Genomic DNA, 11,851 nt, shown 5'->3' with positions numbered 1-11,851 from the left:
GACTCCGACGATCGACATGTCTTCGAGGTGCTCACGGCCCACCTCCATGTGCGGATCATGACGGAGGCCTTCCGCTCCAGTGTGCGCCCGGCACGCCGGTCTCCGGTGATTGTCAGTGCCGGGTGCCACGCTGAGGTCACACAGGATCCGAAAGGAATCGCCTGATCCCATGACTTCGTCCCCGGCTCCCCCTGTTGGCTCGACCTCGTGCCCCCGACGTGCGGGCCACCGCGCCTTCTACGGCGCGGTGCTCGGCTGGGACGAGTCCATGGGGAGGGGAGACATGGAAGGCGGATGTTCGGAAGGAGGCAAGATCGTCGCCGGCTCGGCAAGCTGACCGAGGGTGCCCCTCGCCTGGATGATCTATACTGCGTCACCGACGCGACGCCACGACCCAGCCGTGGAGCGTGCGGGCGGCACGTGGGTGCGCCGATGGACCTCACGAGTGGGCCGGATGGCGCAGTACAGCGATCCGCTGGGGCCAGTTCCGTCTGGCAGCCGGGGACGAACAAGGCGTCGAGCTGGTGGACAGCCGGGCTCGCTGTCGTGACCGAAGCTGTACACGAGCGACGCCGCGGCTGCGAGGAGTCTACGGCGGTGTCTTCGGCTGGCAGTTCAGACATGAGCTGCCGGCGGCGGGGTACGTACTCCTCATCACTCCGCCGGCTTCCCGAGGAGCGTATGCACGGCGGTGTCATGGAGCTCCCGAAGGAAACCTTGCGCCGGCGAACGGGAGGCCGTACTGGCACCCGTCTTCGCCGTCGCCGACTGCGACGCCGCGGTCGCCGCGTCACCGAGAACGGCGGCAGCGTGCAGATGGGGCCGGAGGACGCGGAGGTGTCGCCGGCTGGCCGTCTGTCTCGACCCGTCGAGCGCGACTTCGGTGCTCACCCCGAGCACGAGTTGAACCCGGGAGACCGGACGTCCGGGCCGGCCCCTGCGGACCGGCCCCGGACGTCGTGGTCGGAATGATCGGAATGATCAGACGAGGTCGAACCGGTCCAGGTCCATGACCTTGTTCCACGCCGCGACGAAGTCGTTCACGAACTTCTCCTTCGCGTCATCGCTGGCGTAGACCTCCGCCAGGGCGCGCAGCTCGGAGTTCGAGCCGAAGACCAGGTCGCGCGGTGCCGCCCACTTGACCTCGCCCGTGGCGCGTCGCGGCCTCGAACGTCTGGTCCTCGGACGTAGCCTTCCACGTCGTACCCAGTCGAGCAGGTTGACGAAGAAGTCGTTGGTCAGAGCCCGGCGTGTCGGTGAAGACGCCGAGCGGCGACTCTGGTGGTTCGCGCCCAGGACGCGCAGCCACCGACGAGGGCCGTCATCTCGGGGGCGCTCAGGGTCAGCAGGTTCGCCGGTCCAGGAGCAGGTACTCGGCGGGCAGCCGTTGCCCTTGCCGAGTAGTTGCGGAACCCGTCGGCGGTCGGCTCGAGCGCGCGAACGATTCTACGTCCGTCTGCTCCTGCGAGGCGTCCACGCGGCCCGGCGTGAAGGGGACCTCGATGTCGAAGCCGCCCCTTGGCGGCCTTCTCGATCGCGCGCCACCGGCGAGCACGATCAGATCGCCAGGACACCTTCTTGGCGCCGGAGTTGAAGTCCCTGGATGCCCTCCAGCGTGCGCAGCACCGTCAGCTGGTCGGGCTCGTTGACCTCCCAGCGCGCTGCGGCTCGAGGCGGATGCGGCGCCGTTGGCCCCGCGCTTGTCGCTGCGCGGAAGTGGAGGCCGACGCCCAGGCGGTGGACACCAGCTCGGAGACCGAGAGGTCCGAGTCGAGGATCTTGCCTTGAGCCGGATGTCCTCGGCGTCGACGACCTCGCCCCCGCCTCGGGCAGCGGTCCTGCCACAGCAGGGTCTCCTCCGGACCTCCGGGCCGAGGTACAGCGACTTCGGGCCCATGTCGCGATGGGTCAGCTTGTACCAGGCGCGGCGAAGGCGTCGCGAATTCCTCCGGGTTTCGTAAACCGGCGGGAGATCGGCTCGTAGATCGGGTCGAAGCGCAGCGACAGGTCGTGGTGAGCATCATCAGGGCGGTGCTCTTCGACGGGTCGTGCGCGTCGGGACGATCTCCGGGGCGTCCTTGGCCACCCACTGGTGGGCGCCGCAGGGCTCTGGGTGAGCTCGTACTCGTACTCGAAGAGGTTCTTGAAGAACCCGTTGCTCCACTGGGTCGGCGTGGTGGTCCAGGTGACCTCCAGACCAGAGGTGATGGCGTCCGCGCCCTTGCCGGTGCCGTGGGTGCTCTTCCAGCCCAGGCCCTGCCTCCTCCATGAGGCGGCCTCGGGGTCGTTGCCGACGTGGTCCGCAGGGCCGGCGCCGTGGGTCTTGCCGAAGGTGTGGCCACCGGCGATCAGGGCGACGGTTCCTCGTCGTTCATCGCCATCCGGCCGAACGTCTCACGGATGTCGCGGGCCGCGGCGATCGGGTCCGGGTTGCCGTTCGGGCCCTCCGGGTTGACGTAGATCAGGCCCATCTGGACCGCGCCGAGCGGGTTCTCCAGCTCCCGGTCGCCGGTGTAGCGCTTGTCGTCGAGCCAGGTGTCTCGGGACCCCAGTACACGTCCTCCTCCGGCTCCAGACGTCCTCGCGGCCACCGCCGAAGCCGAAGGTCTTGAAGCCCATCTGCTCCAGGGCGACGTTGCGGTGAGGATCATCAGGTCGCCCAGGAGATGTCCCGTACTTCTTCTTGACCGGCCACAGCAGACGGCGCGCCTTGTCGAGGTTGCCGTTGTCCGGCCAGCTGTTGAGCGGGGCGAAGCGCTGCTGTCCGGCGCCGGCGCGCACCGCGGCCGTCGCTGGTCCGGTAGTGCCCGCGCTGTGCCAGGCCATACGGATCATCAGCGGGCCGTAGTTGCCGAAGTCGGCGGGCCACCAGTCCTGCGAGGTGGTCAGCACCTCGCGATGTCCCGTTTCACGGCGCGAGGTCGGGCCTTGAACGCCTCGGCGTAGTCGAACTCCTCGCCGAGCGGTTGGCCACGGCGGGTTCTTGGCGAGGATCTTCAGGTTGAGCGCGGCCACCACTGGCGGTTGCCGCCGCCCTGAGTCGGGTGCGCGGCGCCCGTGTGCGACCGGGCAGCCGCCTGTGGTCTCCGCCTTGGGTCGTGACGATTGCATCGGGTTCTCAGCCATGGAAATCCTTCCGGACGTGGTGGATCACGGTGCTCAGGTACTGCGCGGGTGGAACAGCGGGGCACACGCCCCAGTAGATGACCTCGGCCTCGTCGATCGAGAAGCCGTGGTCGTCGGACGCGGTCAGACAGGGGGCATCGCCGCGCGCGCAGTCGACATCGGCGACGGCACCGCACGACCGGCAGATGACGTGGGGTGGTTGTCCCCGACGCGCCCTCGAACCGGGCCGGACTGCCGGCCGGTTCGATGCGGCGCAGAAGTCCCGCCGCAGTGGGGCGTGGACCTCGTACACGGCTTGGAGGGAGACATGGCCGACGCGGTCGCGCACCCGGAGGCGATCGCCTCGACGCCGAGGTGGTCACCGGCCCGGACGGTCTCGAGCAGCGCGACACGGGCGGCCGTCACCCGCAGGCCGGCACCGCGCAACTCCTCAGCGGTGGGGGCCGGGATGCGTCATGCCGCCGAACCTACCCTCAAGAACACGAACGGTTCAAGAAAACGAATGGTTCTAATTTTGTGCGTGTCGTGCGCGTTCCTCGCCGCCCCCGCCGCAGTTCGGATCAGTCGACGCGAGTGAGACCTCCGTCGCCTTGATCAACGCGACGACGGAGGAGTCCGTTCCAGGCGAGTTCGCCACCGCTTCCTTGGTGATCGGAGGTCAGCTCCCCGCCTTCCTCGCGATCCGGACGGAGGCCATGGCGCCGCCCGTCGTGATCTCCCGCACGTTACCGCGCAGCCTGTTGCGGATGGACAGGCCGTCCACACTGCCGTGGCGAGGGCGACCTCGTGGACTTGACGAGGCGCGCACGGCGGACCCCTCGGCGAGACCGAGTCGCGCACCGCCTCCCGGTGATCGCCGCGGTGATGTCCTGACCTCCGTCGAGGCGACGGTCACAGTCGCCATGGCCTCGCCGGTGGTGACGGCGGTGACGGTGCCGGGCAGTTGATTGCGGATGCTCAGGCTCACGACGGAACACCTCTAAAGGATGTACTTCTCGGATCAGGGCATAATGCAGCCTTACGGTAGCCCCGTCAGCCCTGTCCGAACGGGTACGACGACCCAGTTGGGCTGAGGGCGTACCCCTCCCGTCCTTTCGAGCCACACCTGTGCGCTCAGCCGGCGGCAGCGCCGAACCACTCGGGCAGTCGCCGAGCAGATCCTGCTGGTCCTCACCGACCCACGCCACGTGGCCGTCCGGCCGCAGCAGCACCGCGGCACGTCCAGTTCCTCGCTGATGTCGACGACGTGGTCGACCCGGTCTGCCCAGCCCGCCACCGAGAGTCGACCGGTCTGGTCCAGCAGCAGCCCGCGGCCGCCGTGCATCAGCTCGTAGAGTCGCCCCCGCTTCAGCTCCACGTCCCGCATCCGCCGGCCGAGCAGGTCATGCCCCTCGCCGAAGTCGTAGCGGACCCCCATCGCAGTGATCTTCTCGATCAGGTACCGGTTCACCTCCTCGAAGTCCATGAGCTCCGACACCAGTCGGCGCACCGCCTGGGGGCCCGGCTCGGTGGACATCAGCTCCATCTGTGCGCGGGTGTTGTCCAGCACGTCGGCGGCCACCGGGTGCCGTTCGGTGTGGTAGCTGTCCAACAGCCCCCCGGTGCGCCACGTTCACCTCGGCGGCCAGTTTCCAGCCGAGGTTGAACGCGTCCTGGATACCGAGGTTGAGCCCCTGTCCGCCGGTCGGCGGGTGGATGTGCGCCGCGTCGCCGGCCAGCAGCACCCGGCCGACCCGGTAGCGCTCGGCCTGCCGGGTGGCGTTGCCGAAGCGGGACAGCCAGCGCGGTGAGTGCACGCCGAAAGTCGGTGCCGGCGACCGCCCGCAGCTGTTGCTTGAACTCGTCGAGGGTCGGCGGATCGTACGGTCCTCGGCCAGCCCCTCGGCGGTACGACGACGCGGTACACCCCGTCCTCTCCGAAGGGCGTGGCGCCGAACCGCTTCTGGGTCTTGTTGACCTCGGTCACCGCGGCGGCCAGTTCCTCCGCCGGTACGGCCACCTCCATCTCGCCCAGCAGCGTCTCGACCGTGGAGGCTCGCCGGGAAACCGACGCCGAGCAGCTTGCGCACCGTGCTGCGGCCGCCGTCGCAGCCGACCAGGTAGCGCGAGCGCAGCCGCGTGCCTCCCCCGCCGGCTACGCCCCCATTGGCCAGCTCGACGGTCACCCCGTGGTCGTCCTGGCTCAGCCCGACCACTTCGCAGCCGCGCCGGATCTCGGCGCCGAGCTCGGTGGCGCGCTCGGCCAGCAGGCGTCGGTGTGGGCTGCGGGATGCCGAGAACGTAGCCGTGCGCGGTGTCCAGCCGGTCGGGCGAGGGCTTGGCGATGGCGGCGAAGAAACCGCCGAGCGGGTACTGCTTGCCGTGCGCGAGGAACCGCTCCAGCAGACCGCGCTGGTCCATCACCTCGATGCTGCGCACGTGCAGGCCGAGCGCGCGGACATACCGGGTCGGCTCCGCCTCCTTCTCCAGCACGACCGCGTGCACGCCGTGCAGCCGCAACTCGCCGGCCAGCATCAAGCCGGTCGGTCCGCCGCCGGCAACGATCACGTCAAACATGAAACCCCCCATTCGACAAGGCTGTCGGCCAGCTGCTCCGCGCCGTCCGGACGGACAAGGGAATACACGCTTCGCGAATCCCTGATTTCCGCGGTTTCTGGCCCTCGGCCGGAGATTCTGCGGCACGACCCGGGTCTTGCCGCAAGGCCCCCCGTGCGCTATATGTTGAGAGTGGCAAGGAGTGGGTAACCTCCTTGCCTTTCCCATTTGTTGTGGCACGTCCGGCATGTGCATGTGGCTCGTATCACATGGCTCGGATTGAGTGGCGGACCCCGCCGATTTCCGTACCTACGGTGACACCGGGACGCCGGATGCAAGGATGAGGCCGTCATGACTGCTGGGTGGTGTTCTCGCACGGTTCGGGCCGCGGTGTTCGCGGCCGTCTGTGTGCTGCTCGCCGCCCTGGGCCACGTACTGATGTCCGGCAGTCATGTGCCCTGGTGGGCGCTGGCCGGCGGCGCCGCCGTGACCGCCGGCGGGGGGTGGTGTCTGGCGGGCCGGGAACGCGGGCTGCCGCTGATCGTGGCCGTCGTGGCCACCGCCCAGACGGCGCTGCACTCGGCGTTCTCCCTCGCGCAGTCGGCGACCGGGACAGCACACCGTGCCTCGGACACGGGTGCCGTGGGCCACGACATGTCCGCCGCGCACATGTCCTCGATGCACATGGGCTCGATGCCCATGCACTCGATGGACGCTATGGACCTGGGCCATACCGCGGGCCACGCCATGGCGGCTCGTCCTCGTCAGGATGATCGCCGCCCACCTGCTGGCCGCACTGCTGTCCGCCTGTGGCTCGCCCACGGCGAGCGTGCCGCCTTCCGTATTCTGCGCGCCGTGGCCGGATGGCTGGCGGCGCCGCTGCGGCTGCCGCTCGCCGTGCCCGCCCCGCCGCAGGCCCCGCGCCCACGGCCGCGGCGCAGTTCGGCACGGTCACCGCGCCGACTCCTCCTCGTCCACGCGATCACCTTGCGGGGTCCGCCCCTGGGGACTGCTGTCGTCTGACGACAGCCGGCTTCCCGAGGCGGCCCCGAGGCGCCTCGGGCCACGGTCGTACGCCCGCGCGGGCATCAGGACGCCCCGCAGGGTCCCGTACGGCCTGAATCCCCACTCGCCGGATCCCGCCGCAGCGTGCCTGTGCGCGCCGCCGGCCGGGCTCCCGGATGACCGAGAAGGACACCAGGTGATCACTCCTGCCCTGCCCGCCTCGTACGAGAAACGACGCGAGACGTTCCGCGCGCGAACCGAGGACCACGGGACGAGACCGCCGACGAGTCGATTACCGCCTGGGCGCTTGCCGCCCGCGGCGGCGACCCGGACGCCGTCGACCACTTCGTCCGTGCCCTGCACCGCGACGTCCTGCGCTACGTCGCCCATCTGTGCGCCGACCCCCAGGCCGTCGACGACCTGGCGCAGGACACGTTTCTGCGGGCGCTCGGCAGCCTGCACCGATTCGAGGGCCGCTCCTCCGCGCGTGCCTGGCTGCTGTCCATCGCCCGCCGTGCGGTGATCGACAGCTACCGGTACGCCTCCGCCCGGCCGCGTCTGAGTGACGTACCGGACTGGCGGCTGGCCGTGGAGCTGGCCCAGCCGCGCGATCTGCCGGGCTTCGACGACGGCATCGCCCTGCTCGACCTGCTCGCGGCGCTGCCGGAGGAGCGCCGGGAGGCGTTCGTCCTCACCCAGCTGCTCGGGCTGCCGTACGCGGAGGTCGCCGAGTTGACGACTGCCCGGTCGGGACGGTCCGGTCCCGGGTCAACCGGGCCCGCACCGCGCTCATCGACCTGCTCGCCGCGGCGGACGAGCCCGCCGCGCTGGCCGCCTGAGCGACGACCAAGGGTGCCGACGGCCGCCGTGGAGGCGGCCGTCGGCACCCTTGTGTGCGTGCGGCGCGGCCGGTCAGGCAAAGGCCGCGAGCGCCGCGGGGCCGTGCCGGAAGTCGGGGTCGACCTGGGCGGTGAGGTCGTGGCCGGTGGCGTCGTTGGCCCAGGCGGCGGCGTTGCGCAGGTGGAACTCGACGGCGTGCCGTTGGAAGGTCGCCCAGTCCTTGGGGCGGGCGTCCACCGCGGCGCCAGCCGGTCAGCGCACGGCGTTGTGCGGCTCAGCTCGCGTGCCGCGGCTGCTCCTGGGCTCGGACCCAGGCGGACTGCTCGCAGTGGGCGACCAGGTCGTCGCGATGTGCGCCGGAGGAAGTCGAGTCGTCCTCGCGGTGACCTTGTTGGGACCACGCGATCGGAATGCCGAACTCGGCGGCGTGGTCGCGGTACTGGCGGTAGACGGAGACGCTCTTGCGGGTCGGCTCCACCACAGGAACGTCATGTCGAAGCGGGTGAACAGACCGGAGGCGAAGGCGTCGGCGCCGGCCGTCATGTCGACGACGACGTTCGCGGCGGGTCCAGGTGGTTGAGGTAGAGCTCGACCGCGCCGAGCTTGGAGTGGTAGCAGGCGAGCCGAGATCCTCTCGTCGAAGGCGCCGGTCACCATCACCGGACCTCGCCCACCCGCTGCACGTGCCGGGCGTGGATCTCGTCGTCGCCCAGCCGCAGCAGCCGTGAGCCGCGTCCGCCGGGGTCGTCTTGACCATGGCGTCGCGGGAGACGATCCGCGGTTGGTGCGCGCAGGTAGTCCTTGATCTCGCCGGTGTGGGCGCTGAGCGGGGGGCGGCGAACATCTCTCCTCGTCGAGGCCGAGGGCGTACGCCAAGTGCTGGTTGATGTCGCCGTCGACGGCGACCACGGGCGCCCCGAACGTGCCAGCCGGCGGGAGAAGAGGGGACAGAGTGGTCTTGCCACTGCCGCCTTGCCGACGAACGCACACGCATCGCTAACTCCTATTGGAAATGGATGTCGTCTCATAGGGTGGAGAGGTCAGGGTGGGGTGTCAATCGGCAGGCACCCAATGGCCTGCGAATAGGCGAGTCGGGCGCCGTGTGGTCACTCGGTCAGGGAGTCGGAGCAGGTTGATCGGTACTCCTCCACCTGCGGCAGCCGCTGGGCCTTGAGGCCGCTGAGCATCTCTGATACGCCGCCGGCAGTTCGTCGTACATCGTGGTGGGAGGCTGGTGAGCGTGTGGGAGGCGAGCAGTCGGGTCCCCGGTCGCAGTCGGTGAGTTCGGCCGGCGCCGACCATGCATCTTGGCGTCGACCTTGCTGAGCGCGTCGTGCTGGTCCTGGGTGGTGATGATCCCGGGACCGGCGGTGTCCAGGGCGAGCAGCGCACCGGGGAAGCGCTCGGCGAGCAGGTTGAGGACCTTAGCACCTCCGCCTCGGGCAGGTAGGGCAGTACCGCTTCGGCGGCGAGGAAGAAGGGGCCGTCGACTGTGCGGCGACGGAGTCGGCCCATGCCTCGTCCGTCACGGCGGCGATCATCGTGCGGCGGGCAGTGTCGGTGAAGAACGTCCGGCGCAGGTCGATCGCGTCGGGCAGGTCGAGGTCGAACCAGCGGGCGCGGCCGGTGCCGACGCGCTCGTACCGGGTGTTGAGGCCCGTGCCGATCTCGACGACCGTGCCGTCCGGGTGTTCGGTCAGGAAGTCGGCCACCACCGGTCGAACAGGCTGGTGCGCAGGACCGTGCCGATGAGGCTCGGTCCGTTGTCGAAGCGGGCGAAGTCGTAGTCGATCGAGGCCACGATCTCCTCGGCCCGGGCGTCGCGCAGTGCGGCGCCTTCTTGCGGCTTTCCACCGCGCGTCCGTACAGCGGGATGAGCAGGGTCTCCTGAACCGTGCCCAGACGTACACCGTGCTCTGTCATGGCAGTCTCCGTTTCGGTGTCCGTACGGGTCGGGCGGTGCCGTGGCTGCGTCCACCGCCCGACCCGGGTCTCAGGTCCCGCCATGGGGGGAGTGCTCGTGGTCGCAGGTGTCGTCGAGGCCGTAGGTGTCCCAGGCGGGGAACGGGTCGTCGGACGGCGGTTCCTCGCCGTCGTGCATCAGGCACTCGGCCAGTGCGGTGTGCAGGGCGCCGGCCTTCAGCTCCGTACCGATGAAGACCAGTTCCTGAGCGTACGGGGTCCTCGTCGCGTGCGGCGGACGGCTCGAAGCGGGCGACGGAACCGGCCTGCGACCACAGGCCCGTCACCTGCGGGCGGCTCGCCAGGGTGAAGAAGCCCTTGGAGCGCAGAATCCGCCCGTGGTCGCCGCCGTCCAGCTCCTGGGTCACGAAGGTCCACAACCGCCCGGGATGGAAAGGCAGTTCGGAGCGGAACACGGTCGAGGAGATGCCGTACTCCTCCGTCTCCGGAACATGGTCCCCGTTGAGCTCCCGGACCCAGCCCGGCGCCTGCTGGGCGCGCTCCAGGTCGAACAGGCCGGTGGTCCAGGACCTGTTGGAGGTCGATCCGGCCGTGGGTGGCGGGGACGACGCGGGCGGCGGGTTGAGGCGTGCGAGGGTCGCCCGCAGCCGGTCGGCGGTGGCGGCGTCCACCAGGTCGAGCTTGTTGAGCACGATGACGTCGGCGAACTCGACCTGGTCCATCAGCAGGTCGCTGACGGTGCGCTCGTCGTCCTCGTACTGGTCCAGGCCGCGTTCGACGAGCTCGTCGCCGCTCGCCAGCTCTGCCAGGAAGTTCGCTGCGTCGACGACGGTGACCTGGTGTCCAGGCGGGCCAGATCGCCGAGGTGGCGCCGTCGTCGCGGGCGAACGCGAAGGTGGCGGCACCGGCATCGGCTCGGAGATGCGGACGACTCGATCAGCAGGTGGTCGAAGCGGCCCTCACGGGCCGGTCGACCTCCTCCAGGAGGTCGTCGCGCAGGGTGCAGCAGATGCACCCGTTGGTCATCTCGACCAGCCGCTCCTCGGTGCGCGACAGCGCGGCTCGCCGCCGCGCCCAGCGTGGCATCGATGTTGATCTCGCTCATGTCGTTGACGATCACGGCGACGCGCAGCCCTTCGCGACTGGCGAGGACGTGGTTGAGCAGCGTGGTCTTGCCCGCTCGAGGAAACCGGACAGGACGGTGACGGGCAGTCGGCCGTAAGGATCCTCGCTCAGCCCTCGGGGCGCAGCAGCCCGCGCTCGTACGCCTTGACCAGGTTCTGCGGTACGAGGTGGCTGACGCCTCGATCGTGACCGGCACGAGCTGCGGCGTGCTCGCCTTCACTGGGCGCGGCGGTGGCGGGTGTTGCTGCGGGACATCTTCCGCTTGGGGACGGCCATCGGGATCCTTCCTGGGTGCGTTTCGTGACTCCCCGGGGGGAGTGACACAGACGCTACATGAAAATGGATCCCATTACTAAGTGGGTCGGGCTCTGTCGGCGGGGTCGGCCGGTCGGGCAAGTCGGCTAACAGGGCTGTCCGGCAGGTGCTTCTCGCCAGTCCCCGAGTTCTTGAGGGCGGGTTCCAGGGGGCCCCGGATTCGGTCAGCCGGTAGGAGACCGCAGTGGCGGGCCTCCTCCACCTCGCGCACGACGAGTCCCGCGGCGCCGAGCTCGGTGAGCCGGTCGGAGAGCATGCGCTCGCTGATCCCGGGGATCGCCCGGCGCAGGTCGGCGAAGTGGGCCGGCTGTTGACGAGCACGGCCACGATCGGGCCGGTCCAGCGCTTTCCGAGCAACTGGAAGACGCGGGTGATGCGCTGTCCACCCGCTTGCATGCCTCGGTGTCATGGCTCTGCTCGACTGTCATGCCTTCAGGGTACTGTGGCCGCCGTGCGGGGGAAAAAGAGTAAGCACCTGTGTTATTCATAGTCCCGCACCAAGAATTAGCACGGCGGGTGCCCTGCCACCCGCGGGCGCCGGCGGTTCACTGCTCATGGGAGATTTCCTGATGGCCACGTTGCTGCACATCGCTCGTCCGTGTTCCCCGCTCCGCCTCCGCGTCCCGGGCCGTCACGGAGACCTTCCGCAAGGCCTGGAGGAGCAGCACCCGGAGGGGTGATCTACCGCGACTTCCACCCACCCCGTCCGCACATCACCGCCGACGCCAACGGCAGGCTTCGCCGCTCCGGACGCGCACACGCCCGAGCAGGCGGCCGCCTTCGCCGAGCGGGTGAAGCTGATGGAGGAGCTGGAGCGGGCGGACGCGGTGCTGATCGCGCCCCGATGTACAACTACTCGATCCGTCCACCTCAAGGCATGGCTGGACAACGTGATCCTCCACGGCCGCACCATGGGCGAGAACCCTCTGCCAAGGGCACCCGGTCACCGTCGTGGCCAGCCGCGGCGGCTCCTACGCGCCGG

The 11,851-nt window shown here is 69.7% G+C and carries 5 protein-coding genes and 8 pseudogenes; 3 read left to right on the top strand and 10 right to left on the bottom strand.

From position 1 onward, the window contains the following. Window positions 1–981: 981 nt before the first annotated feature. From katG to rox, 4 genes and pseudogenes are all read right to left on the bottom strand, one after another. A pseudogene (katG, locus tag StrepF001_RS50305) lies at window positions 982–3,126 on the bottom strand (catalase/peroxidase HPI). After that, window positions 3,119–3,576: pseudogene (locus tag StrepF001_RS40055) on the bottom strand (Fur family transcriptional regulator). The pseudogenes katG and StrepF001_RS40055 overlap by 8 nt, the downstream one beginning before the upstream one ends. A 208-nt stretch (window positions 3,577–3,784) precedes the next feature. After that, complete coding sequence (locus StrepF001_RS40050; protein WP_346657004.1) at window positions 3,785–4,093, bottom strand: TOBE domain-containing protein; 309 nt, start codon at window positions 4,091–4,093, stop codon at window positions 3,785–3,787. Window positions 4,094–4,239: 146 nt separating this feature from the next. Continuing rightward, window positions 4,240–5,682: pseudogene (gene rox / locus StrepF001_RS49865) on the bottom strand (rifampin monooxygenase). 330 nt (window positions 5,683–6,012) lie between these two features. Between rox and StrepF001_RS40040 the strand changes: the two are divergent. Together StrepF001_RS40040 and StrepF001_RS40035 are read left to right on the top strand one after the other, a co-directional pair. Then, entirely contained in the window at window positions 6,013–6,684 is a 672-nt protein-coding gene (locus tag StrepF001_RS40040; protein ID WP_129803013.1) for a hypothetical protein, read from the top strand. A 273-nt stretch (window positions 6,685–6,957) separates the two neighbouring features. Next, window positions 6,958–7,505 (top strand): annotated as a pseudogene (locus StrepF001_RS40035) (sigma-70 family RNA polymerase sigma factor). A gap of 73 nt (window positions 7,506–7,578) precedes the next feature. On the opposite strand, the gene StrepF001_RS50300 reads toward StrepF001_RS40035, so the two are convergent. The 6 genes and pseudogenes from StrepF001_RS50300 to StrepF001_RS40010 all read right to left on the bottom strand — a co-directional run bounded on the left by StrepF001_RS50300 (window position 7,579) and on the right by StrepF001_RS40010 (window position 11,297). Next, entirely contained in the window at window positions 7,579–7,743 is a 165-nt protein-coding gene (locus tag StrepF001_RS50300; RefSeq protein ID WP_346657003.1) for a hypothetical protein, read from the bottom strand. A gap of 37 nt (window positions 7,744–7,780) precedes the next feature. After that, the gene (locus tag StrepF001_RS50295) at window positions 7,781–7,987 is read right to left on the bottom strand and encodes a hypothetical protein (protein WP_346657002.1); all 207 of its coding nucleotides are present in this window, start codon (window positions 7,985–7,987) and stop codon (window positions 7,781–7,783) included. A 943-nt stretch (window positions 7,988–8,930) separates the two neighbouring features. After that, on the bottom strand, window positions 8,931–9,218 hold the full coding sequence (locus StrepF001_RS40025; RefSeq protein ID WP_129803012.1) for a hypothetical protein: 288 nt from the start codon (window positions 9,216–9,218) through the stop codon (window positions 8,931–8,933). Between the two features lie 281 nt (window positions 9,219–9,499). Continuing rightward, a pseudogene (locus StrepF001_RS40020) lies at window positions 9,500–10,665 on the bottom strand (GTP-binding protein). Beyond that, window positions 10,662–10,830, bottom strand: a pseudogene (gene rpmF, locus StrepF001_RS40015) (50S ribosomal protein L32). The pseudogenes StrepF001_RS40020 and rpmF overlap by 4 nt, the downstream one beginning before the upstream one ends. A gap of 76 nt (window positions 10,831–10,906) precedes the next feature. Next, window positions 10,907–11,297: pseudogene (locus StrepF001_RS40010) on the bottom strand (helix-turn-helix domain-containing protein). Window positions 11,298–11,669: 372 nt separating this feature from the next. Here StrepF001_RS40010 and StrepF001_RS48985 point away from each other — a divergent pair. After that, window positions 11,670–11,851: pseudogene (locus tag StrepF001_RS48985) on the top strand (hypothetical protein); the annotation flags it as partial.

The organism is Streptomyces sp. F001 (assembly GCF_004187715.1).
GTDB lineage: Bacteria > Actinomycetota > Actinomycetes > Streptomycetales > Streptomycetaceae > Streptomyces > Streptomyces flavusporus.
The sequence above is the reverse complement of the archived record's forward strand: the minus strand, read 5'-3'. Positions and strand labels throughout refer to the sequence as shown.